Source organism: Flavobacterium hydatis (assembly GCF_000737695.1).
GTDB lineage: Bacteria > Bacteroidota > Bacteroidia > Flavobacteriales > Flavobacteriaceae > Flavobacterium > Flavobacterium hydatis.
Genome location: NZ_JPRM01000038.1, coordinates 23,760 through 47,726, shown reverse-complemented (window position 1 = coordinate 47,726; position 23,967 = coordinate 23,760). Strand labels below are relative to the sequence as shown.

Sequence of the window (23,967 nt, the reverse complement as noted above, 5' to 3'; positions counted from 1 at the left end):
GTCCAGGAATGCGATACAGATTATATAAATCAGTATGGTAGTTCGCCCATGTATAGCATTTTTCTTTTAGAAGGCGAAGGAAAAGTAAGCGTAGACTTGGTAGAATATACTTTTGAGGGCAAAATTATATTGTTTGCAACGCCATATCAAATCATTCATTTTGATACCAAAAAGCCTATTAAAACACGAAGATTACAATTTCATGGCGATTTTTATTGTATCGAATATCATAAAAAAGAAGTAGCTTGTAACGGACTTTTATTCAATAATATATATCAGCAACCTTACGTAAATCTTGAGCCAGAAGATTATATCGAGTTAGATTATATTTTAGGGAAACTAATTGCAGCGCTTGAAAACACTAGTAGTTACGGCATGGCAGTAGTTCGTTCATATTTGCAATTGATATTAGCATTATGCAGTAAAATTAAGTCGGAAGATAATCTTGTTCATGAGGAAAAGAACATACATCATCCATTAATTCAGTTTAAAGATTTATTAGAAAACAACTTTCGTAAAGAAAGACAACCCTCTTTTTATGCTACGCAAATGGGAATTTCCCCAAATAATTTTTCGAAATTATGCAAGCAGTATTTTCTAAAAACACCATCTACATTAATTCAAGAAAGAGTAATTCTAGAGGCAAAAAAGTTAATTCATCTTAGTTATAAAAGCATGAAACAAATTGCAGCAGAATTAAATTTTGATGATGAAAATTATTTCAGTCGTTATTTTAAAAAACATACAGGCATTACACCTACAGCATTTCGGGAAAATGTCGGCATATCTATTGTAGCAGATTCGTCTAGGGAATAGCCATATTTGTCCATTGTGAGCGGGTTATGGAGTTGTTAATTTTGGCTTTAAAATGTAAACATCTTAAAAAATAAAAGTATGAACATATTATCGACCTTATCAAATTTACAAAATCAGTTTTTTAACTTAATGCGAATAGCCATTTTTATAGTAATGGTTTGGATTGGAGGACTAAAAGCTTTTCAATATGAAGCAGACGGGATTGTACCTTTTGTTGCAAATAGCCCATTAATGAGTTTCTTTTATAACAATCCGAGTGAGTATAAAGACCACAAAAACAAAGAAGGAGAAGTAGTAGAGGAAAATATAAAATGGCATATCGAGAATGGTACTTATATCTTTTCTTACGCATTAGGTACTGTAATTATAATTATAGGATTACTAACTTTATTCGGAATTTTTAATGCTCGTATAGGACTCGCAGGAGGAATTCTTACTGCTGGAATGGCATTGGTTACACTAACCTTTTTAATTACTACGCCCGAAACTTGGGTTCCCGATTTAGGTAGCGCAACACACGGATTCCCTTATTTATCAGGAGCTGGACGATTGGTTATTAAAGATATTATTATGATGGCAGGAGGCTTATTATGTGCTTCCGATTGTGCCAGAAGAATAATTACCCAAAGTAAATAATTCTATAATCTACATCATAAAAGATTCCAACTTTTCTTCTTACAGTTTGTGATAGGAACGCGGATGACACGGATTTACAAAAGTAAAGACGCAGATTAAAACTGATTTTTCAACTAATCCCAATCCGAAGTATCGAGAAGGAAAAAATCCGTTTTAATCCGTGTTTTCGCTTAAGCGAATCTGTATCATCCGCGTTCCTTTATAGACAATTTATGGCAAATAAATGCAATAATTACAGTTAACCAAGCAATAAAAAACCAGATAACCAAGAAGTAATTTTATTCCAATTAAGTTTAAATTTTTGGGGAGAAAACCCATAATAAGTTTTAAAAGCAGCTGAGAAATGCGACACATCTTTGTAACCACATTTATAAGCCACTTCGCTAACACTTATCGATTTAGATTTAAATAATTCCTTGGCATGTTTCATCCTTAGCTCAATAATATAGCTCTTTACAGTAGTGCCAAAACAGACCTTAAATCCTTTTTTTAGCTTAAATTCATTAAGCGAAATCATCCTGGAGAGTTCAGGAAGAGTAGGAGCATGAACATAATCTCTGTCCAATATTATTTTGGCTTCTTGCAGCTTAATATAATCTTCTTCATCTATTAGATCGTCGGGAATTGTTTTTTCGACAAGAGATTCCAATTGAAAAATTAATAGCTCCTTAATTTTGGTTTCGATATACATTCTTTTTAAAACGCCTTGACGATTGCAATTTTTAATTTCATGAATTACCCATTGTATCGATGATGTAAAGGGACTATATTTTGAAGTTAAATAACTAGATTTCTTTAATAGAATATTCTTTGAGAATTTTTGATGAAGTTCCCAGTCTTCATTGATAATATTATAATAAAAATCCTTTGACAGAATTATCGAAAAGTAATTTATTTGCTCAAATGCAGGAATTTTAAAAGTTGCTTTATAATTTGATGTATAGAAAATATTATGAGTATTTTCTCTCGAATATTTTTCAGTTTCTAGCTGATCAATGTGAGTTTCGACATTATTACAGCATATAAAATTCATTACAATCGACTCACAAGTAATCTCAAATAATGCTGTTTGTGGTTCCGAAAAATACATCTGAGTATCGAGAATAACAAGACCATCGGTTATTAAATGGTGGCTTTTTATTTCTTCTAAAGATTCATTTTTTATAAATATATTTTCGGCCGATAGCTGACTTTTTGGGTCATAGCCATCGTGAACAGCAATAGAAATTATTGGATGTTTATGACTGAGAAGTTTCGATTTAATTTTCAAAATAATAATCCGTTTTTACAAAATAATAATCCGTTTTTCCCTATATAAAAAGGAGACGTCCGTGGTACTTTTGCGACAAAGTTATTTATAATTAGTCTAAGTAAAAATATGCCAACTCATAAATTTTCAATTTTCAGTATAATTTTTTTAGTTTCCTTCTTTTCATTTGCCCAACAAAATAAGGGTATAGCAGTCTCAGGACAGATTTCGGAGAGTTCAGGACAAAGTATTCCGTTTGCAACAGTAAGTCTGGAAAAAACAGATTTTATCATAATGTCTGATGAAAACGGAAAATATAATTTTAAGAATGTTGCAGTAGGAAATTATATTTTAAAAGTTTCTGCAATAGGGTTTTCAACTTCCAAAAAACATATCGAAGTTAAAGGAACAAACGAAATAATTTTCTCAGTTCGTTTAGAAAGTGAATTAAACGAATTAGAAAATATAACTGTAATGGGACGTACCCAAACAGAAAAAATAAATAAACAATCTTATAGCGTAACAGCAATCGATGCAAAAAAACTACACAATTCTACATTAGATTTATCTCATGCTTTAGACAGAGTTTCGGGTGTTCGTGTTCGTGAATCGGGAGGAGTTGGTTCTAAATCTGAGTTAGCTATTAATGGTTTTTCAGGAAATCAGATTAAAATGTTTATTGATGGCGTACCTATGGATAATTTTGGATCATCATTTCAGATGAATAATATTCCAATAAATCTTGCCGATAGAATAGAAGTTTACAAAGGAGTTGTGCCTATTTGGTTAGGAGGAGATGCATTAGGAGGAGCAATTAATATTGTTACCAATTCTAAACCGCGTACTTATCTGGATGCTTCTTATTCTTTTGGATCATTTAATACACACCGTACGGCTATAAATGCAGGTTATACAGCAAAGAGTGGTTTTACTACCGAAATTAATGCATTTCAGAATTATTCAGACAATAATTATTGGGTAAATGTAGATGCTGCCGATTTAAATACAGGAGCATATTATCCTAATCAGCGAGTAAGAAGATTTCATGACAAATACCGTAACGAGACCGTAATATTTAATATTGGTGTAACAGGCAAAAAATATGCTGATAAATTATTATTTGGATTTACGGCTGGTGAGAATAAAGCAGATATACAAACAGGAGCACGTATGGTAAGCGTCTTCGGACAAGTGTATCGCAAAGGAAATATCTTAATGCCAAGTGTAAAATATCAGCTAAAAGATTTCCTTACAAAAGGATTAGACGTTAGTGTTACAGGTAATTTTAATTTTGGCGAAGAGCAAAATGTTGATACAGTTTATAGACGATATAACTGGTTTGGTGATTATATAGTACCTCCCGGAGGTGGTTTAGGAGGGGAGCGTAGCCGTACATTACGTAAATTCAAAAATAATAGCGGAATCGCTACTGCAAACTTCACTTACCGTCTAAACGATAGACATTCGTTTATGCTGAACAATACTTTTAACACATTTGATCGTAAAGAAAGTGATGAGTTAGTTCCTGAATCACTACTATATCAGCAGCCGAAGAAATCTCAAAAAAATATTCTGGGTGCAGGTTATAAATTCGATTATAACGAAAAATGGAGTACATCCGTATTTGTTAAAAATTACGCTTTAAAAAACACTTATTCTGAAAGTTATAATCCTTCAGGAAATACAGGAGATATTGCTTATCGTAAGCATGAAGATAATAATGTGTATTGGGGATATGGTGCTGCAAGTAGTTATTATTTAAAGCACAATTTACAAGTAAAAGGTTCTTTCGAAAAAAGTTACAGATTGCCATCTCCAGAAGAAATGTTCGGAAATGTGAATGACAATTTAGCTGGTAATATTGCTTTAAAACCTGAAACCAGCAATAATTTTAATGTTGGATTAAGTTATCAAACTAGCTTCAGAAAAGTAAATGCGATGACATTTGATGTGAATTTTATGTATCGTGAGGCAACAGATTTTATTCGCCCTGAGCTGAATTTAAATCAAACGATGACTACCAATGTAAATCAAAAAGGAATTTCAAATTACGGTATAGATGGAGAAATAAGATATTCATACAAAAACAGGTTTACTGCAGGTGTGAATATGACATATCAAAATCTTCGCAACAATACCAAATATGAGCCAGGTAAAGAAATTGTGTCTTTAAATTATAAAGATAGAGTGCCTAATATCCCTTTCTTATTCGGTAATGCTGATGCTACTGTATACTTTAATGACTTCATAAAGAAAGGGAATAACTTATCTGTTGGATATAATTTATTATACGTACACGACTATTATTTGTATTGGCCAAGTAGCGGTGGTAAGGTTGGAAAATTTGATATCCCAATGCAAATGAACCACGATATAAATGCAGTTTACACTTTTGCAGACGGAAAATATAACATTGCCTTAGAGTGCAGAAATGCTTTGGATAATAAACTTTACGACAACTTCTCGTTGCAAAAACCAAGTCGATCATTCAATATAAAATTCAGGTATTTCTTTACCAAATCAAATAAATAATTCAAATAAATCAAACAATAACCATTATGAAAAAAACTAGCACATTAGCGATATTCGCAGCTTTAATAGCTTTTACGTCATTTTCTTGTAGCAGTGACTCTAGCTCACCAGATGGAGCACCAAGTCAAGGAACAGATAAAACAAAATACATCGTTACAGTTACTACCGGAGCAGCAGGAGTTGCAGATTATTTATTAACTGCAGATGATGTAACTAAAGGATCTATTACAACTCAGGGTAACGGATTAGAGCAAGACGGTTCATACCGTTATTATATTACAAACCAAAACAAATTTTTTAGTTTACTTTATGGACAAGGAAATCCTGGAGCAGTAACTTCTTACGCATTATCTGCTGAGGGTAAATTGGTTAAAACATCAAACTTTCAGGCTGAAACAGTACAGGTTTTTACAGCTGTAAACAAAGATATTCTAACGATAAAAGTACCAAGAAGTGGAGCTACATCTCTTGCATCTATGTTCAAAATTGATGCTACAACATCACTTATCACAGGTCAGGTACAACAGGATACTAAAATCTTAGCTAAAAACGGTGAGAGAGCATTTTATACTTGGGCAACACAAGTAGGAGATAAAGTATATATGCCATATATGAGTATTAAAGGAGATGGTGTAGATAATTTTGGAACTAAATATCCAGATAGTACATGGGTTGCGGTATACAACTACCCAGAATTAAAATTAGAAAAAGTAATTAAAGATAACCGTACAAGTTACTTAGGAGCTTATTTTACAAATGGATTGATTCAAGATGAAAACGGAGATGCTTATGGATTCTCTAGCGCAGCAGCAACAAATAATGCAGTTGTAACATCGACTAAACCATCTGCGGTTGTAAAAATTAAAAAAGGAACTACAGAATTTGATAAGACATATTTCTTTAATGTACAAGAAAAGTCTGGTGGATATAAAATCTCATCAAGCAGTTATATTGGTAAAGGAAAAGTATTATTACAAATGTTTGGTGATGCAGGTACAAACAAAGGAATTCCTAAATTGGCTGTAGCCGATGTGTATGCACAAACTTTTACTTGGGTTACTAATGGACCTACAGCAATTAACTCAACTACTACAAGATATAATATTGCAACAGAAGATAATAACTCACTTATATTAGGTATTAATACACCTGACGGAAACTGGATTTATACAATTAATGGCGCAACAGGAGTTGCTACAAAAGGTATGAAAGTAGAAGGTGGAGAAATTACTGCTATTGCTAAATTAAAATATTAATGTGATTAAAAGTGCCGTTTCAAATCGAAACGGCATTTTATAAAAAGTTTTGTTTAGCAATATCATAGATTGTTTACAAAACATTATTAAGACTCCTGTTAATTTTAAATTTAGAGGAGTTAACCCGAAGAAAACCTCTGAATATCGGCGTATAAAGATGATTCAGGAAATAATTTATTGTTATCTTAATATAGAAATTATTCATAATGTAAGGCTTCTATCGGATCTAGTTTTGATGCTTTTAATGCAGGATAATATCCAAAAAAGATTCCTGTTATAGCACAAACCAAAAACGAAAGTATAACCGAAGATTCTGAAATTAATGTAGGCCAATGCAAAAAATATTGAATCAGTTCTGATGCAATTATTCCTAAAACAATCCCTATCAATCCTCCTGTTAAACTAATCAGAATTGCCTCGACCAGAAATTGCAATAATATATCTCTTCCGTTTGCCCCAATAGACATTCGTAATCCTATTTCTTTAGTTCGCTCCGTAACCGAAACGTACATGATATTCATGATTCCGATTCCGCCTATTAAAAGAGAAATTCCCGAAATAGCCGTTAGTAATACCGTTAATAACTGACTTGTAGAACTAAATGTATTAATTAATTCTGCTTGTGTTCGTACCGAAAAATCATCCTCATCTTTGGCTTTTAATCGATGTGCTGTACGCATAATTTGCTCTATTTCGTCTGTGGCTAATTGTGTCTGACTTTCATCGGCTGTAGATGCGTAGATGTTTTGCAAGTAAATAGAGTTTGTTATTCTTTTTTGCACTGTCGTAAAAGGGGAAATGATAATATCATCCTGATCTTGTCCGAATGCATTTTCTCCTTTAGACTCTAATATACCAATAATACGGAATGGTATTTTGTTAAACCGAATTATCTGCCCTATAGGGTTTGCTCCGTAAGGAAAAATATTATCTACAACAGTTTGCCCAATCAAGCAAACTTTATTGGCTGTATGAATATCCGATTCTCTAAAAGCAATTCCTTCTTTTAGCGGCCAATCTCTAATTTTTAAATAATCTATACTTACGCCTTGCATTGTAGTTGGCCAGTTAAGAGAGCCATTTATTGCTTGCCCTTTACTAGATACGGCAGGAGAAATAGCGTTTAAATGTTTAGATTCTTTCTTTAGAGCATCAACATCACTAAGGGTTAAAGTCTGAACGCTAGATATATCTAAACGTGCTCCCGCCGTAACATTACTATTAGGTCTAATTGTAATCATATTAGATCCCATACTCGATAATTGATCCTGAATACTTTTTTTAGACCCTTGCCCTATCGCAACCATTGCAATTACAGAAGCCACCCCAATAATAATTCCTAGCATTGTTAATAATGCTCGAAGTTTATTACGGCGTAAAGCTTTTAGGGCTATTAGAAAAAGATTAGCTATTTTCATATTTATAATCTTCATCTACACGAAAATCTGCAAGCATTTGTTTAGCAGATTTTATGTTTTGGTTATTAAAATCTTTAATTATTCTCCCGTCTCTAAGTGTAACCGTTCTGTTGCTAAAAGCAGCAATATCTGGCTCGTGTGTTACAAAAATTATTGTTTTCCCTTGTGAATTTAGTTCCTGGATTAAAGCCATGATTTCATAAGAAGTTCTGGTATCTAGATTTCCCGTGGCTTCGTCGGCAAGAATCATTACAGGATCATTTACTAATGCTCTGGCAATTGCAACACGCTGCTGTTGTCCTCCAGAAAGTTGATTAGGAAAATGATCTAAACGATCAGCTAATTTTACAGCTTCTAATGCATGAATGGCTTTTTCTCTTCTTTCTTTGGTAGAAACTTTAGAATTGTATAATAATGGGAGTTCTACATTCTCTATAGCCGAAGTTCGTGCCAAGAGATTATAGGATTGAAAAATAAAACCAATCTTTGTGTTTCTCAGTGCTGCCAGTTCATTTTTAGATAATGATTTTACATTTACCTCATCTAATAAATAATTCCCGCCTGTAGGTTTATCTAAACATCCCAAAATATTAAGTAACGTAGTTTTCCCAGAACCACTACTTCCCATAATGGTTAGAAACTCCCCTTCCATAACATCAAAAGAAATACCTTTTAAGGCTCTAACTGTTTCAGATCCCATCGTGAATTCTCTTATTAAGTCTTGTATTTCCAGAATCTTTTTTCCCATCACTTTCTATTTTATCTTCTCAAATACTATTATTTTTTTCCTGAGCCGCCGCCACGCTTTGGTATAAACGGACTCGAATCGGCTCCTTTAGAGTTCTTAGATTGTTTTAAGGAATTAACTCCGGTAATAATTTCATCTTGTGCTGTTATACCTTTAATTACTTGTACATTAACATCATCATCTAATCCAATTTTTATATGTTTCGGTATAATCGAATCTCCAACTTTTTTCCATACAATAGCTTTCTTATGATCTACAGTATCATTTTGAGGTTTATTACCTAATGAAGCCGTATTTGTTTTATTCTTATAACTACCTCCGCTACCTTTATTCTTGCTATTATTTCCTAGAAATATTTTCCTGATTTTAAATTGCTTTCCTAAAGTCGAATCGGGCTGAAAAGCAATTGCTTTCGCAGAAATAAGCAATGCATTTTTTACTTCTTTGGTATAAATTATGATATTGGCCGTCATTCCGGGTTTTAGCTTTAAATCATCATTTGGAGCATTAATAATGGTTGTATACGTAACCACATTCGAAGAAATTGTTGGTTGCAACCGTACTTCGATTACTGTTCCTTTAAAAACATCATCAGGAAAAGCATCAACGGTAAAACTCGCACTCTCGCCTACTTTTACATTCCCAACATCAGCCTCATCAACCGATGCCTGAACTTGCATTTTGGTAAGATCTTTGGCAATACTAAATAACGTTGGCGTATTTAAACTTGCAGCTACCGTTTGCCCTTCACTAACTTTTCTAGATAAAACTGTTCCATCAATTGGCGAAAATATATTGGTAAACGAAAGACTTTTTTGAACTGATTTTAATTGCGCTGCAACACTATTTACATTATCTCGGGCAACTTCGTACTGGTTTCGGGCAGTTTCGTAATCGGCTTTACTAATTCCTCCCGCTTTGTACAATTCTGACTGTCTGTTAAAATTAGATAATTGGTAACTTAAATTACTCCTTGATAATTGCAAATTGGCAGTTGTTTGCTCTACTTGTGCAAGCAATAAGGATTGATCTATTTGAGCCAATAATTGTCCTTTTTTTACAACCGAATTAAAGTCGACAAATACCTTCTGGATGGTACCCGATACTTGTGTTCCTACTGCAACGGTATCTACAGGCTGAATTTTTCCCGTTGCCGTTACACTCGTTGCTACATCTCCATAATGGGATTTCTCTGTAATCAGTTCAACCGTATTATTATCTTTATGAAAGATAAAGTACCCGATGCAACCTATAAGTAATAATCCGATGATGATAATGATTATTAATTTACTTTTTTTCATTTTTATAATTTTATAGTTTGATTGGATCTCCTTTATAGAAATCATATATTTTTAAACTCACGACAGCATTAAATTTTGATTGTATAAAATTTTGATACGCCTGAACATATAAATTCTTCTCCAAAAGATAATCTACCGTACTAATTCCGCCTAGTCTTAATTGTTCGTTTGCAATGCGATAATTTTCTGTATTAGCGTCTAATTGTTCTTGTGCTGCGGCAAACTGAGATTGTGCATTGAGTACATTTATATAAGCTTGTTCTACTTTTTGCGAAAGCAACGTTTCTGTATTAGTAAGATTGAGTTTAGATTGATCTACTGCTATTTTTGATTTTTCGACACTTGTTTTGGCTATCCGATTATTAAATACTGGAATAGATAAAGTAAGTCCTGCACGCTGATAAAAATTATTATCTAGCTGTGATGTAAATGGAGTTGTTTGATTATCTGAATATCCCGAAGCCAATGTCCCGCTTGCGCTAAGTGTAGGTATAAAACCTGCTTTAGATTTTGATAATTCCAAATCGGCTGCGTCCCTATCTAATTGGCTGCTTTTTATTTCTGGTCGCTGTTCTAATGCTAATTTCTGAGCATCTTCTAGATTTATTACCGGTAAGGTTGTAACCAAAGTTTCTGGTTTCTGAATATTTAAATTATATCCTGACGGAAGTTGTAATAACTGTTTTAAAGTCAATACATTTTGGCGTTCGTTATTCTGCGAAGCGATTAAATTATAATTATCTGTAGCGAGTTGTGCTTTTAATAAAACAAAGTCTTTCTTGGCAATGCTTCCTGCATTATATTTGAGTTCACCTAGTTTGAGTTGCGCTTTCGAAGTTTCGACAATTTCACCTAAATACACGCTATTTTCTTTTGCCAAAAGAATCGTTAAATAAGCTTGTGTAATAAGTACAGTAACATCATTTTCGGCAGCTTCGGCATTAAATTGTGCCGATTTTATAAATAATTCTTTCTGCTTAACATCATTATTTAAATAACCTCCGTTGTATAAAACCATCGAAGATCCTAAAGAATAATTACCCGCAAAACTCGATTGGGTTTGGAAACCTCCTACTACTAAATCGGCATTTTTTGCATTAGTAAATGTTTGCGAAGCGTTGCCTAAAAGATTAGGATACTTTGCTGCCTTAGATAACAACAAATCTTGTTCTGTAGATTTTGTTGTTAAACGTAACGTGTTAATCTGAATGTTTTGCTGCTTAGAATATGCAATACATTGTTCTAAATTCCATACTACAGGCAATTGATTAGGTTCGATAGTTTGTGCACTAATACACACGGAATTAATAATCAAAATCGCCATTAAAGTATTTATCATAAATGACCTCATACTTGTAATTAATTTAAATTAAGAAATATAAATTGTAACCTGAGTCTTAGATAAGAAAAATTTGCTTTGAGCGTAATATGGATTTGACTAAAAAAGGGGGATTTGGTACATTATTCATAGTAACATTGTCCAAAACGAATAATCATATCAAATATAACGATTATTTTAACACTTTTCCTTAAATAAAACTATTGCAATCATAAATAAACGATAAATTAATTCAACAGAAATTCCATAAAACTATTTTGAACCATATAATTTATTTAAGAAAATAAGCTTTTAAACACTCTCTTTAAATGAACTTACATAACTTATATGGTTATCATTTTCAAGCTAACAAAAAAACAAACTAAAGATTTAATTCATCTTAGACGACTAAAGATCCTAGGACAATTATTCTGCTGAAAACCAACGATTAATAAGTTTCATTTTAAAAACATCTCGTGTTCTATTTTATAATTTGAAACCAAATAATAAATTAATGGTTCTTTCTATGCTTTTTTATCATGACTTTATAGAACTTATGCTTGACAATTTCGGCTGATATTATGTAGGTTGTTATTAATAAAAACATCCATATATAGATTACAAAGGGTAGTTTAACAAAATCAAACCATGTAGATAATGGTGTAAATGGTAACACGAGCACAAACAATACAATTATAGCAGTCGCAATACACAAATACTTACCTGGTAAGCTCTTAAAAAATGGTAAACGGGTTCGTACCACAAGTACAATTAATGTTGCAGAAATTACAGATTCTATAAACCATGCAGTTTGAAATTCTTTCTCCTTAGCATGAAAAATAAACAACAGAATACCAAACATCAAGAAATCGAATACGGAGCTTAATAACCCGAAAACAATCATAAATTTCCTGATGAAAGAAATATCCCAACGCTGTGGTGCTTGTATATTAAGATCATCAACACGGTCGGTTGCAATTGCCATTTCTGGAAAATCCGTTAAGAGATTTGTCAATAAAATTTGTTTGGGTAATAAGGGTAAAAACGGAAGAAATAACGAAGCTCCAGCCATACTAAACATATTTCCGAAATTGGCACTGGTAGCCATAAAAATATATTTCATGGTATTGGTAAACGTTTTTCGTCCTTCGATAATACCATTTGTCAAAACTCCCAAATCCTGACTTAATAATACGATATCTGCAGCTTCCTTAGCAACATCTACAGCTGTATCTACTGATATACCAACATCGGCAGTATGCAATGCGGGAGCATCATTAATACCATCGCCCATAAATCCTACTACATTACCGCTACTTTTTAATATAGAAATAATACGTTCTTTTTGATTGGGTTCTACTTCGGCAAAAATATCGGTATCTATTGCCTGACGCATTAACGCTGCTTTGGTCATTTTTTGTAATTCGGCACCAGTAAGTATTTTTGGCTTTTTAATTCCTACTTGCAAGGCTAGACTTTTTGCTACAAGCGCATTATCTCCTGTAATAATTTTAAGCTTTACACCCAGCGTATTTAATTTATTGATTATTTCCTCAACGTTTGGTTTAGGAGGATCAAACAAGGTGATAAATCCTAGGAAAACCATTTCTTTTTCGTCATCACGTGTAAAATCATTTGCATCAGTAACAGGTTTATAGGCTACACCCAAAGTTCTAAAACCTGCTTCGCTTAATTCTTGATATTGTTTTAATATAGATGCTTTAGATTCTGATATATCCGATAATTTCCCGTCAGAAACTTCAGCATGCGTACAAATCGATAATATAGAGTTTAGCGCTCCTTTGGTAATAGCCAAGTTCTCTTTATCTCCCTTTACTACAATCGTTAAACGTTTTCGGATAAAATCATACGGAATCTCCGATTGGGCTATATATGTAGTGGTGGTTTCTTTATACGATATACATATTGCTTCGTCTATGGGATTGCGAAATCCTTGTTGCATCGATGCATTTATCCAAGCGTATTGCAATACTTTATCATTGTGGTTTCCTTCGATATCCAAGGTATCTTTTAAGTTTACTTTTCCTTGGGTAATCGTACCTGTTTTATCAGAACAAAGAATATTCATGCTTCCGATATTTTCTATAGACGAAAGACGCTTTACAATAACCTGTAATTTTGCCATTCTTTTTGCTCCTGTCGAAAGATTTACACTTATAATTGCAGGAAGCAATTGCGGTGTTAACCCTACTGCCAGTGCAAGAGAAAACAAAAATGAATCGAGAATAGGTTTGTGTAAAAATACGTTTACACCAAAAATAATGATTACAAGAATTAAGGTAACCTCCATTAATAAGTACCCAAATTTGCGTATTCCGAGTTCAAAATCGGTTTCGGGTGCTCTTAACTGAAGATTAGTAGATATTTTTCCGAATTCGGTTTGTTTTGCAGTTGCCATAACAAGTGCAGTTGCTTTTCCGCTTATAACACTTGCTCCCATAAACAAGGTATTACTTCTTTTAGAGAGTACTGTATTTACAGGCAGCGGTTCGCCACTACTCTTTTCTACAGGGAAAGTTTCTCCGGTAAAAGCAGCTTCATCAACAAATAATTCTTTAGAATCCAAAATCAGACAATCCCCAGGAATAATATCTCCCGCAGATAAAGTTACCACGTCTCCCGGAACGACTTCTTCTACAGCAACTTCTTTTGAATCACCGTTTCTTATAACTCTGCACTTTAGCCGAACCATTTTTAGTAGTTCTTTTACCGCATTTGCAGCTCCTTTTTCCTGCCAAAAGCCAAGAAGACTACTTAATAATATGATACAGAGAATAATCAAAGTATCTGATATATCTCCTAAACCAGCAGATAATATGGCTGCAACGATAAGTAATAAGGTAATTGAACTTTTAAACTGCGAAAGAAACAGTATAAACATCGAAGTATTGGCATTGTTCTTTAATGTATTAGGTCCGTATTGCTTGAGCCTTCGTGCAACCTCTGAATCGTTCAGCCCTTTAGGACTTGCATCTAACTTACGATAAGCATCATCTATGCTTAAATTCCAAAAACTATTTTCAACATCAGACTTGCTTTCCATAAATCACAAATTAATGGTTTACATAAAGATAATCAATAACTTATAAAATTTTAGAATATTTTTTGTAGAACAATTTCTAAAGAATGATTAATTCAGTAATCAACATATTCAGACTAAAACTTTGCAATCTTTGCGTAAATCTTTGCGACCTTTGCGGTTAAATCTCTATCACTAAATAACATAAAAAATGAAACTACGATTATTACTTTTTTTGTGTGCAGTTACTTTTAACAGCTTTTCGCAGAATAACGTTTTGGTTTTTCAGTCCGATTTTGGATTAAAAGACGGTGCAGTATCAGCTATGAAAGGAGTTGCAATGGGTGTTTCTACCGATCTGAAGATATTCGATTTAACACACGAAATCCCAGCATATAATATATGGGAAGCCGCTTATCGCCTATCACAAACAGCCCAATATTATCCCGCAGGAACGGTGTTTGTTTCAGTTTGTGATCCAGGTGTTGGAACTGCAAGACATTCGGTTGTATTGCTAACTAAATCTGGTCATTATTTTGTAACTCCAGACAACGGAACTTTAACTTTGATAGCAGAACAATTGGGCATTCAAGAGATTCGCGAGATTGACGAAGTCAAAAACCGTCGTCAGGATTCGAGTGAATCATATACCTTTCATGGTCGTGATGTATATGCTTATACAGGCGCACGTTTGGCATCAAAAACAATTACTTTTGACCAAGTTGGACCAAAACTACCTAATGAAGTAGTGAAAATAGACTATCAAAAACCTGTTTATGAGAAAGGAATTATCAAAGGTGGAATCCCTATTTTAGATATTCAATATGGGAATGTCTGGACGAATATCGATAAAAAGACATTTGCCAATTTAGATTTGAAAGCAGGAGATTTTGTAAAAATTCAAATCTTCGATGGAGCTAAAAAAGTATATGACGGAAAACTAAAACTGGTACATACTTTTGGCGAGGTTAAACTCGGAATTGATGTTTGCTACTTTAATAGCCTTTTAAACTTTTCATTGGCAGTAAACCAAGGTAATTTTTCTGAAAAATATAAAATTTATAGCGGAGCTAATTGGAGTATTACAATTAGCAAATAGCCTGAATTATTAAATAAAAAAAGGTGTTCATTATTACAATGAACACCTTTTTCTGGTTTTTAGAATTCTCTAGTTTTTAAGAGAAGCCATATCTATTACAAAGCGGTATTTTATATCACCTTTTAATAATCTTTCGTAAGCGTTATTTACGTCATTTACACCAATTAATTCAATATCGGCAGTGATATTATGCTTCGCGCAAAAATCAAGCATTTCCTGAGTTTCGGCGATTCCACCAATAAGAGAACCTGAGAAACTTCTTCTGCCTAATATAAGGCTAAATGATGTTACAGGAAGTGGATCCATCGGAGCACCAACTAAAGTAAGTGTTCCATCTACTCTAAGTAAATTTAGATAAGCGTCGATATCATGTTGAGCCGATACACAATCTAAAATAAAGTGAAGGCTTTTAGCATGTTTAGCCATTTGCTCAGCGTCGCTAGATAATACAACTTCATCTGCTCCTAAACGTTTAGCGTCTTCGGTTTTAGATAATGAAGTGGTAAAAACTACAACATGAGCTCCCATTGCTTTTGCAATTTTAATCCCCATGTGTCCTAAACCACCAATACCTACGATACCTACTTTTTGTCCAGGACCAACTTTCCAGTGTTTTAAAGGAGAATAAGTTGTAATACCAGCACAAAGTAAAGGCGCGACTCCAGCAAGATCTAATTTATCTGATACACGAAGTACGAAGCTTTCGTCTACAACTACACTTTCAGAATATCCGCCAAAAGTTTGTCCGCCAAGATGCGTATCAGGAGAGTTGAATGTAAGTGTGCTTCCAGCATCACAAAACTGCTCTAAATCATCCTTGCAATGCTCACATTCTCTACAAGAATCGACCATACATCCTACTCCAGCTAAATCTCCAACTTTAAAGTTTTTTACATGTTCTCCAACTTTAGTTACTCTACCCACAATTTCGTGTCCCGGAACTATTGGGTAAATTGTACCGTGCCATTCATTTCTAGCCGAATGAAGATCAGAATGACAAATTCCGCAATATAAAATATCAATTTCGACATCATGAGTAGTTACCGCTCTACGTTTAATGTTTAATGTTTTTAATGGAGCTTCAGCAGCTTCAGTACCAAATGCTTTTATGTTTTTTGTTTCCATAGTTTAATAGTTATATTTAATTCTTATTTATAATCAAATTCAGTTTTTTAATATAAACACACTTATTGAGTAATTATTTTTTAACACATAGAATCATAGTTTACAAAATCTAAAAAAAGACGTTTCACTCAACAATAAATCGCATAGCACTATGCGAAAAATCATGATTTTCTAGAAACACTTTTAATATTATTTTAAATCTATGTTTCTATGTGTTGAATAATCATTTTTATAATTTTAACCCAACGGGAATGCGTTGCGAAAATTATTTAGAAAAACTGTTGTATTCTTCATCGGTTACTTGTTCCATCCAAGTTCCGATACCTTTATCAATCTCGGTAATAATTGCTATATGCGAGAATCGGCTATTTGGTGTTGCACCGTACCAATGCTCAACTCCAGGCAAAACAGTAAGAACTTCGCCTTTGCGTATTAATCGTATTGGTGTACCTCTTTCCTGAAAATACCCAACGCCTTCCGTCGCAACAAGTAATTGCAATGCCGAGTTGGTATGCCAGTTATTTCTAGAGCCAGGCTCAAAAGCAACCTCTTTTATAGTAGTATTACGTGGCTGAATATCGCTAGTGCGTTTTTTATAAGAAACCTCGCCGGTAGTATATTTAGTTGGGACTATTCCTTCTTCGATAACTGTTGTATAATGTGTTGACATAAATTAGTTATTTGTTGTAGTTTAATTTATTATTTAATGCTAACCCAATAAAAACCGTAACCATTTTAAAAACAGAAAATTACAAAATATTATCTCATAATAAGACAGAGACCGATAATTTAAGAATTACTTTTTTAAAGCTTGTTTTTAAGGTAATATTGGATAAAACAACACACCTATACTTTAAAATTATTTAAAGCTATTGTATTGTTCGTCGGTTACTCTTTCTAGCCAATCTACAATACCATTTTGAGTATTGGTACTTATTGCTATATGAGTAAATTCACTCTCTGGAGATGCACCATGCCAATGTTTTACATCTGGTAAAATAGAAACAACATCACCTACATTAAGTAACTGAATGGCTTTTCCTTCTTCCTGATAGTACCCAATTCCATGAGTAACTATAAGAACTTGACCTCCAGGATGAGTATGCCAGTTGTTTCTTGCTCCGGGTTCAAAAACTACATTTCCCATAACAACGTTTAGCGCACGATTATCAGGAACAAGCGTTTTTACCCATGCATTACCAGTAAAATAATCTGCTGGTGCGGGATCTCCTTTTGGGAAAATTGTATTATTGATTTGTTCTTTCATAATTATTCTGTTTTAGACATCAGATAGAAACTAAATTTTGAAGTAGTGGTCAATGATACCTTCGACCATATTATTTAGCTAAACAATCTAACATTGGTTAATACTAATTATTTCAATGCAAATTTACTTTCGCAAAGACATACAGATATAACGATTATCAAACAAAAAATTAAGAATATCAAACAATATTACACTCTTAAAGTTTTAGGTATTGTTCCTGTGAGTCTTTTAAAGTAATTATTAAAGTAGCTAGGATATTCAAATCCTAACGAATATCCGATGTCTGCAATACTCCAATCAGTATGTTGCAAGAGTGCTTTTGCTTCACCAATTATTCTTTCGGTAATATGTGCTGTGGTCGATTTTCCTGTAATTTCTCTTACCGAACGATTCAGATGGTTTACGTGTACAGCAAGATTCTGAGCGTAATCCTGTGGCGTTTTTAACTTAAGCGGTTGGTTCTTAGTTTCGATAGGGAATTGTCTCTCTAAGAGTTCAAGAAAAAGAGTTGTTATTCTCGAAGATGCATTTTTATGTTTAAAGAAATTTTCCGAAGGTTGCATTTTAAGCGTCTCATGTATAATAAGATTGATATAATTACGAATTAAATCATCCTTAAATATATAGTCTGTATCTTGTTCCGAGAGCATTTTCTTAAACATTGTAGCAATAAAAACTTCTTGTTCAGCAGTTAAAGAAAATATAGGCGTTCCTCCTATCTTAAACAACGGAGATTCGTTAAGACTCTGGGAGCGATCTTGTTTCTTTATAAAATCTTCGGTAAAAACACAGGCATAACCATTATAAGCGGGCGATTTAATTTCCCACGAATAAGGAATATGAGGATTACCAAAAAACAATATCGTACCATCAGTTTCAATGCCTCTGTCGGCATAATGAATAAAACTCTTGCTCGTATTAATACATATTTTATAAAAATCCCTACGATTATAAGTAGGAACAGCATTAACACCACTATTTACTTCATACACCTTAAAGCCTTTTAACTTTAAGTCATTGGTAGTAAAATCCGAAGCCTGAGTAACAATTTGATTATCCATGATGCAAAGTTAAGAAATTCAAACACAAATCAATCTGAAATTATTACTACGGTGCGGTTATTTATTTGTCACTGATTTAAAGAAAGTATTTTAGGACTTTGACAAAAAGTTGCTAACTTAGGATTGTCTATAAAGGGACGCGGATAATACGGATTTACAAAAGTAAAGCCGCGGATCAAAACTGATTTAAAAACAATCAAAAATAAAATCCGTTTTAATCCGCGTTTTCGCCCTAGCGAATCAGTTTAATCCGCGTTCCATTCGCAAACAAGTTAGATAGAATTAAAACTTTGCGGTTAATTACGCACAACAGCCTAATAAAAATTGGCTATCAGTGTAAGCTGTTTAAGATCCAGTAATTGTATTTTTCGACCTTCCATCCAGATAAGGCTATCCTCTTTAAACTCATGAAGTACTCTTGCCAATGTCTCATTTGCAGTACCAGCCATATTAGCCAAGTCAGCTCTGGAAAGCATTATAAAAACACCTTTTTCGGTATCATCTATTTTATACTTATCATGTAGTATCAGCAAACTAAGAGCAACACGCTCCCTTACCGTTCGCTGCGATAATACAGCCATTAAGTTTGCCATAACACTAAATTCATGGCTTAAACTCTTTAATAATAATCTGGAAAACACAACCGAAGTGTTGAGTATATTAATAAAATCATCTTTAGATATAAATGAGATTATAGCATTCTCGATCGCAACCGTAGTATCACCATAGGACTCTTCGCTTAAAATAGCCGAATAACCAAAGAATTCTCCGGGATTATAAATGTAAATAATCTGTTCCCTGCCATCATTATCTACTTTGTATTTCTTAACCTTACCAGACTTTACATAAAAAATACCTGTAGGCAAAGTTCCTTCAGTAAATATAGCTTCATGTTTACGATACATTTTATTATGCATAACCTCTTCGAGCAAGTCCTTATCATGTTCAGGAAGCTCATTTAGAAGATATTGGTTATTAAAAATAAATTTTGATATCATAATAAATCAAAGTTACGCTATTTTCCTTGCTAGTTTGTAAATATTGATTTAAATCAAATTTAAGCTTCATTTTAGTCGTTATATTCTATTTTAAAGCTACTTATCTTTGCTTTATTCAAAAAATAAGTCACATTATACATTTTACAATAAAATGATATAATATAAAACACACACATTATGTTTATTCCTAAAAGTCTTTATTACACTAAAGACCATTTGTGGTTACGAAAAATTGGATTATGCGATTTCTATATAGGCCTTACAGATTATGCACAAAAAGAAATTGGAAAAATAGATTCAATTGAACTAAACCTAAAAAGCAACACTATTAAAAAAGACGAAACCTGGGGGATTATTTACGGTACAAATAAAACTTTTACCCTTATCTCCCCTCTAGATTGTGAAATCAAAGCAACAAATTGTATCTTAGAAAAAAATGCATCACATATTAATACCGATTCTTATTATAATTGGTTATTAAGAGTAGTTATTACAACAGATAATAGCACTTTTTTAACCAATCAAGAATACATACAACTCATAAAATGATTTTCAAACACCTAAGACAAAATATTGATATCGAAGACAGTACATTCAATGAATTGTACCCAACTCGCATTCAAAGACTTTCTGAACGACATTGGACTCCTGTAGAAATAGCCAAAGTCGCTGCCGATTACCTAGTCGACAAGCCTTACAAAAAGGTATTAGATATTGGTGCCGGAGCTGGAAAATTTTGTCTGGTAGGAGCTGCCTCTACAAGAGGCTTCTTTTATGGTGTAGAACAAAGAGAATCACTTATAAAAGTGGCAGAGAAAATAGCAGAGAAACACAATGTAAGAAATGTCGAATTTATTCATTCAAACATTAATCAAATCTCATTTTCAGATTATGATGCCTTCTATTTCTATAATTCATTTTACGAGAATATCGATATTACATGTCCTATCGATAAAATCATACTTCCTGAGAAAGAATTGTTTCACACCTATTCTAATTATGTACGAGAGCAATTGGGCAAAACACCCAAAGGCACAAGGCTTGTAACTTATTGGAGTACTTGGGAGGAAATACCAGAAAGCTTTGATCTCGAAGAATCTGCCTGCGACGGAATATTAAACTTCTGGAAGAAAAAATCCTGATTCTTTACCACAATTTAAATCAAAAAAACTGCCCGAAAATGATTTTTAGGGCAGTTTTTCTATCTTAATGATAAAGCCAATTAGTTAAACTGCTTCGTTTAAAACGGTAACAACCTCTTTCCAATTGTTTACTCTTAAATGATGCGTTTGATTTACATTATGAAACGCCGTAAACATAATAGGTTTTCCCATGCAATAATCCAGATTCTTAGCATGATCATCAATCATATAATCTGTATTAATGATTCTTTTGCTACCGCATAAAATAATATTTTCCCATTTTATAAAAGGAAAATGCTCCTCAAGCCAAAATACTTTTTCAGAAAGAGACATCGGAAATTCCATTGCTGCAGAAACTATAAAGAGCTCATAATTTTCCTGTAATTTCATTAAACTCTCTACAGCATTAGGCATTACAGGCAATGTTCTAAAAAAATTCTCCGTATTTAAAATCCTGCGCAAAGTAACTCTTTCTTTAAAAGCTTCTTCTTCTGTTAACCCCTGAATACTCTCTTTTGTAATCGCAGTTCCAAATTCGTTATTATAATACGTAATTAAATGCGCTTCAATATCCGCAAGCACGCCATCCATATCAATGGCAATTGTTTTCTTATTCATGATAAATTATTTTGCGACAAATTTATGCAAAAATTGCAATATATTGCAATTTTAACTTATTTTTGCAATATAAATTTGCAACAAATGAAAAAGGAAGAACGTCAGAGCGTAATTTTAGAATACCTCTCAAAAGAGCACAGAGTAACGTTAATAGAACTTAGCGAATACTTAAACGTATCCGAAGACACCGTAAGACGAGATGTAAAAGAACTTTCCGATCAAGGATTACTCAAAGCAGTGCGAGGCGGTGCAGTTGCTCCATCGCCAATACCATTACATTACAGGAATAGAGAAAAACACGATCTAGAAAGCAAAAAAATCATTGCCGAAAAAGCAATATCACTCCTAAAAGATGGTCAGGTCGTATTTATCGATGGCGGAACAACCTCTGTAGCATTAGTGGCAAGTTTTCCGTATGATTTAAAAATAACAGTCATTACAAACAGCTTTCCGGTTGCTGCATTAATAGAAGATTTACCTAATATTGATCTCATTTTTGCAGGCGGAAAAATGTGCAAAACATCCTTTGCAACATCTAGTATCGAAACAATCGATTTCTTCAGAAACTTTAGAGCCGATGTATGCATTTTGGGAGTTTGCAGCATACATCACGAACGCGGAATTACAGGTGTTATATACGATGATTCGCAAATTAAAAAGAACATGATACAAAACTCAAATTTTGTTATCGCATTAAGTTCTATCGAAAAAGTAGGAACAGCCGAAGCCTATTTTGTTTGCCCAATCAAAGACATTAATATCCTGGTAACAAACATTTCACCCGAAGATGAACCATTAAAACCATACAAAGACGCAGGTATAACAATAGTCTAGAATCTAAACTTAACACATAGAAACATAGATTTTTCTATTCTCAAAAAAAGGCGTTTCACTTATCAAAAAAAACACTGAGCAAACTATGAGAAAGAAAAAAATTTCTCTTCGCTTTCTTTTTTACTTTTAAAATCTATGTTTCTATGTGTTAAATATTTTTTTTAAACGGCTGGACATATTATTAATAAGGAGCTAATCCAGCCATACACTATATCTTTGCTTGCCTAAAGAAGGCAAACAAAGGATGCCGTTACTGTCTGGGCTAGGACTCCCGTTTTCATAAAAAGGTAATCCAACTATAAACAAATAAGTTATTCAGTTACCCCACTTTCCAGAATACTAAATTTTTGATTTACACAATCAATTTCTGCCAAAACACCAAAAGGAAGTGTAAACGTTGGACAAGTATGCCCAAAATCCATCTCCGTAATAATAGGAAGATTAGTCAAGTTCTCTTCCTTTATTATTTTCAGAATCTCATTATTATATTCCAAAGCATATTTAGCATCATAAGGGCGACCTAAAATAATTCCCTTTACACGATGCAAAATACCTTGAGCAACATAGCCTCTTAACCAATATCTTAATGTTTCTGGTGTAACCATTTCCTCAGAAGTTTCAAAAAACAAGATACAATCATCCCATTCCTCTTTATACAACCAAAAATCAGTCCCCTTTAAAAACTCCAAAACATCCAAACAACCACCAACTAGTTTTCCCTGAACTTTTCCTTTTCCTTGCAAAAAGTTCCATCCTTTAGATGCAGTAGTTTTTCTGGTAATATTAGATAATGACGAATCAAACCAATCTAAATGCTCTGATGTCCAACCATTTTTATTAGGAACAATTTCGCCTACAGCAGCACCCGAAAACAATGTTCGCTTAATATCCTCAATCTGATATTCATGCATACCACCATTCTCAGCAAAACCTACTAAAACCGAAGTACCATAAAAAGAAGTCAGCCCAGCTTTTAAACATGCAAAATGAGTAATGGTAGAATCTGAGAAACCTAAAAATATTTTTGGATTCTGCCTGATAATATTCAAGTCTAAATAAGGCAAAATTCTCACGCTATCTTCACCGCCGATATTACTGATTATAGCCTTTATCGATGGATCAGAAAAAGCATCCATCAAGTCCTCAGCTCTCGCCTTAGGATTATTATATATCCAATCAGCAGGTTTCAATGCGTTTTTAGTCTCTACAACTTCAACACCAAATATATCCTGAAGCTGTTTTTTGCCATATTCATATCTTTCTGGTAATTCTCCTGCACCACCCCAAGAAAGTGAAATAGTTGCAACTTTATCGCCTTGCTTTAATGCTCTAGGCTTAATTAAATCTTTCATAAAAACTTTTGGTAAACAATTTTAGACCTTTGTCAAAGTTAAAAAAAAACTATTTCCAACCAACCACCTAAATATTGACCTTTGTCAAAGTTTAAAACTTTGACAAAGGTTGTATTCGATTGCCAAGACAGATAACATCCTACAAACATTGCCAACG

General features: G+C 33.3%; 21 protein-coding genes. 8 read left to right on the top strand and 13 right to left on the bottom strand.

Annotated elements, in window-relative coordinates; translation table 11 throughout:
* The coding region (locus IW20_RS20110) for a helix-turn-helix domain-containing protein (protein WP_394363657.1) at nt 1-816 on the top strand (816 nt) is incomplete at its 5' end.
* Nucleotides 817-894: 78 nt separating this feature from the next.
* Nucleotides 895-1,452 carry a reactive chlorine resistance membrane protein RclC gene (gene rclC / locus IW20_RS20105; protein ID WP_035626674.1) on the top strand — a complete coding sequence of 186 codons (558 nt, stop codon included), beginning with the start codon at nt 895-897 and terminating at the stop codon, nt 1,450-1,452.
* A 238-nt stretch (nt 1,453-1,690) separates the two neighbouring features.
* Here the strand turns inward: rclC and IW20_RS20100 are convergent, their stop codons facing one another.
* Nucleotides 1,691-2,722: an AraC family transcriptional regulator gene (locus tag IW20_RS20100; protein ID WP_035626672.1), complete on the bottom strand. Its 1,032-nt coding sequence runs from the start codon at nt 2,720-2,722 to the stop codon at nt 1,691-1,693.
* A 108-nt stretch (nt 2,723-2,830) separates the two neighbouring features.
* Here IW20_RS20100 and IW20_RS20095 point away from each other — a divergent pair, with 108 nt between their 5' ends.
* Nucleotides 2,831-5,233 carry a TonB-dependent receptor gene (locus IW20_RS20095; RefSeq protein WP_035626671.1) on the top strand — a complete coding sequence of 801 codons (2,403 nt, stop codon included), beginning with the start codon at nt 2,831-2,833 and terminating at the stop codon, nt 5,231-5,233.
* A gap of 26 nt (nt 5,234-5,259) precedes the next feature.
* Nucleotides 5,260-6,489 carry a DUF4374 domain-containing protein gene (locus tag IW20_RS20090; protein WP_035626669.1) on the top strand — a complete coding sequence of 410 codons (1,230 nt, stop codon included), beginning with the start codon at nt 5,260-5,262 and terminating at the stop codon, nt 6,487-6,489.
* Between the two features lie 197 nt (nt 6,490-6,686).
* On the opposite strand, the gene IW20_RS20085 is transcribed toward IW20_RS20090, so the two are convergent.
* The 5 genes from IW20_RS20085 to mgtA all read right to left on the bottom strand — a co-directional run bounded on the left by IW20_RS20085 (nt 6,687) and on the right by mgtA (nt 14,338).
* Nucleotides 6,687-7,907, bottom strand: coding sequence for an ABC transporter permease (locus IW20_RS20085; RefSeq protein ID WP_035626689.1), 1,221 nt, complete (start codon nt 7,905-7,907; stop codon nt 6,687-6,689).
* Nucleotides 7,894-8,655: an ABC transporter ATP-binding protein gene (locus tag IW20_RS20080; RefSeq protein ID WP_035626667.1), complete on the bottom strand. Its 762-nt coding sequence runs from the start codon at nt 8,653-8,655 to the stop codon at nt 7,894-7,896. Before IW20_RS20080 ends, IW20_RS20085 begins: the two co-directional genes overlap by 14 nt.
* A gap of 29 nt (nt 8,656-8,684) precedes the next feature.
* Nucleotides 8,685-9,956, bottom strand: a complete 1,272-nt coding sequence (locus IW20_RS20075) for an efflux RND transporter periplasmic adaptor subunit (RefSeq protein WP_035626688.1) — start codon at nt 9,954-9,956, stop codon at nt 8,685-8,687.
* 10 nt (nt 9,957-9,966) lie between these two features.
* The gene (locus IW20_RS20070; protein WP_240478518.1) at nt 9,967-11,307 is read right to left on the bottom strand and encodes a TolC family protein; all 1,341 of its coding nucleotides are present in this window, start codon (nt 11,305-11,307) and stop codon (nt 9,967-9,969) included.
* Nucleotides 11,308-11,785: 478 nt separating this feature from the next.
* Nucleotides 11,786-14,338: a magnesium-translocating P-type ATPase gene (gene mgtA, locus IW20_RS20065; protein WP_035626663.1), complete on the bottom strand. Its 2,553-nt coding sequence runs from the start codon at nt 14,336-14,338 to the stop codon at nt 11,786-11,788.
* A gap of 187 nt (nt 14,339-14,525) precedes the next feature.
* Here mgtA and IW20_RS20060 point away from each other — a divergent pair, with 187 nt between their 5' ends.
* Nucleotides 14,526-15,413, top strand: a complete 888-nt coding sequence (locus IW20_RS20060; RefSeq protein WP_051886023.1) for an SAM hydrolase/SAM-dependent halogenase family protein — start codon at nt 14,526-14,528, stop codon at nt 15,411-15,413.
* Between the two features lie 69 nt (nt 15,414-15,482).
* Here the strand turns inward: IW20_RS20060 and IW20_RS20055 are convergent, their stop codons facing one another.
* From IW20_RS20055 to IW20_RS20035, 5 genes are all read right to left on the bottom strand, one after another.
* Entirely contained in the window at nt 15,483-16,538 is a 1,056-nt protein-coding gene (locus IW20_RS20055; protein WP_035626660.1) for an NAD(P)-dependent alcohol dehydrogenase, read from the bottom strand.
* Between the two features lie 265 nt (nt 16,539-16,803).
* Nucleotides 16,804-17,208, bottom strand: a complete 405-nt coding sequence (locus IW20_RS20050) for a cupin domain-containing protein (RefSeq protein ID WP_035626657.1) — start codon at nt 17,206-17,208, stop codon at nt 16,804-16,806.
* 189 nt (nt 17,209-17,397) lie between these two features.
* On the bottom strand, nt 17,398-17,805 hold the full coding sequence (locus tag IW20_RS20045) for a (R)-mandelonitrile lyase (RefSeq protein ID WP_035626654.1): 408 nt from the start codon (nt 17,803-17,805) through the stop codon (nt 17,398-17,400).
* 188 nt (nt 17,806-17,993) lie between these two features.
* A complete protein-coding gene (locus tag IW20_RS20040) occupies nt 17,994-18,866 on the bottom strand; it encodes a helix-turn-helix domain-containing protein (protein ID WP_035626650.1) in 873 nt (290 codons plus the stop codon).
* A 314-nt stretch (nt 18,867-19,180) separates the two neighbouring features.
* Nucleotides 19,181-19,864: a Crp/Fnr family transcriptional regulator gene (locus tag IW20_RS20035; protein WP_035626647.1), complete on the bottom strand. Its 684-nt coding sequence runs from the start codon at nt 19,862-19,864 to the stop codon at nt 19,181-19,183.
* Between the two features lie 177 nt (nt 19,865-20,041).
* Between IW20_RS20035 and IW20_RS20030 the strand changes: the two genes are divergently transcribed.
* Nucleotides 20,042-20,413 carry a glycine cleavage system protein H gene (locus IW20_RS20030; protein WP_035626644.1) on the top strand — a complete coding sequence of 124 codons (372 nt, stop codon included), beginning with the start codon at nt 20,042-20,044 and terminating at the stop codon, nt 20,411-20,413.
* Nucleotides 20,410-21,006 carry a methyltransferase domain-containing protein gene (locus IW20_RS20025; protein ID WP_035626641.1) on the top strand — a complete coding sequence of 199 codons (597 nt, stop codon included), beginning with the start codon at nt 20,410-20,412 and terminating at the stop codon, nt 21,004-21,006. Before IW20_RS20030 ends, IW20_RS20025 begins: the two co-directional genes overlap by 4 nt.
* An 84-nt stretch (nt 21,007-21,090) precedes the next feature.
* Here IW20_RS20025 and IW20_RS20020 read toward each other — a convergent pair whose 3' ends face one another.
* A complete protein-coding gene (locus IW20_RS20020; RefSeq protein ID WP_035626639.1) occupies nt 21,091-21,624 on the bottom strand; it encodes a 5' nucleotidase, NT5C type in 534 nt (177 codons plus the stop codon).
* An 84-nt stretch (nt 21,625-21,708) separates the two neighbouring features.
* Between IW20_RS20020 and IW20_RS20015 the strand changes: the two genes are divergently transcribed.
* Nucleotides 21,709-22,458 (top strand): DeoR/GlpR family DNA-binding transcription regulator, encoded by a 750-nt coding sequence (locus tag IW20_RS20015; protein WP_035626682.1) that lies wholly within the window; start codon nt 21,709-21,711, stop codon nt 22,456-22,458.
* A gap of 311 nt (nt 22,459-22,769) precedes the next feature.
* Here IW20_RS20015 and IW20_RS20010 read toward each other — a convergent pair whose 3' ends face one another.
* Nucleotides 22,770-23,810, bottom strand: coding sequence for a S66 family peptidase (locus IW20_RS20010; RefSeq protein WP_035626636.1), 1,041 nt, complete (start codon nt 23,808-23,810; stop codon nt 22,770-22,772).
* Between the last annotated feature and the right edge of the window lie 157 nt (nt 23,811-23,967).

Bases quoted from the DNA above. Each gene is read 5' to 3' on its own strand.
- rclC (WP_035626674.1), top strand. From the start codon at position 895: ATGAACATATTATCGACCTTATCAAATTTACAAAATCAGTTTTTTAAC.
- IW20_RS20095 (WP_035626671.1), top strand. From the start codon at position 2,831: ATGCCAACTCATAAATTTTCAATTTTCAGTATAATTTTTTTAGTTTCC.
- IW20_RS20090 (WP_035626669.1), top strand. From the start codon at position 5,260: ATGAAAAAAACTAGCACATTAGCGATATTCGCAGCTTTAATAGCTTTT.
- IW20_RS20085 (WP_035626689.1), bottom strand. From the start codon at position 7,907: ATGAAAATAGCTAATCTTTTTCTAATAGCCCTAAAAGCTTTACGCCGT.
- IW20_RS20080 (WP_035626667.1), bottom strand. From the start codon at position 8,655: ATGGGAAAAAAGATTCTGGAAATACAAGACTTAATAAGAGAATTCACG.
- IW20_RS20075 (WP_035626688.1), bottom strand. From the start codon at position 9,956: ATGAAAAAAAGTAAATTAATAATCATTATCATCATCGGATTATTACTT.
- IW20_RS20070 (WP_240478518.1), bottom strand. From the start codon at position 11,307: ATGAGGTCATTTATGATAAATACTTTAATGGCGATTTTGATTATTAAT.
- mgtA (WP_035626663.1), bottom strand. From the start codon at position 14,338: ATGGAAAGCAAGTCTGATGTTGAAAATAGTTTTTGGAATTTAAGCATA.
- IW20_RS20060 (WP_051886023.1), top strand. From the start codon at position 14,526: ATGAAACTACGATTATTACTTTTTTTGTGTGCAGTTACTTTTAACAGC.
- IW20_RS20055 (WP_035626660.1), bottom strand. From the start codon at position 16,538: ATGGAAACAAAAAACATAAAAGCATTTGGTACTGAAGCTGCTGAAGCT.
- IW20_RS20050 (WP_035626657.1), bottom strand. From the start codon at position 17,208: ATGTCAACACATTATACAACAGTTATCGAAGAAGGAATAGTCCCAACT.
- IW20_RS20045 (WP_035626654.1), bottom strand. From the start codon at position 17,805: ATGAAAGAACAAATCAATAATACAATTTTCCCAAAAGGAGATCCCGCA.
- IW20_RS20040 (WP_035626650.1), bottom strand. From the start codon at position 18,866: ATGGATAATCAAATTGTTACTCAGGCTTCGGATTTTACTACCAATGAC.
- IW20_RS20035 (WP_035626647.1), bottom strand. From the start codon at position 19,864: ATGATATCAAAATTTATTTTTAATAACCAATATCTTCTAAATGAGCTT.
- IW20_RS20030 (WP_035626644.1), top strand. From the start codon at position 20,042: ATGTTTATTCCTAAAAGTCTTTATTACACTAAAGACCATTTGTGGTTA.
- IW20_RS20025 (WP_035626641.1), top strand. From the start codon at position 20,410: ATGATTTTCAAACACCTAAGACAAAATATTGATATCGAAGACAGTACA.
- IW20_RS20020 (WP_035626639.1), bottom strand. From the start codon at position 21,624: ATGAATAAGAAAACAATTGCCATTGATATGGATGGCGTGCTTGCGGAT.
- IW20_RS20015 (WP_035626682.1), top strand. From the start codon at position 21,709: ATGAAAAAGGAAGAACGTCAGAGCGTAATTTTAGAATACCTCTCAAAA.
- IW20_RS20010 (WP_035626636.1), bottom strand. From the start codon at position 23,810: ATGAAAGATTTAATTAAGCCTAGAGCATTAAAGCAAGGCGATAAAGTT.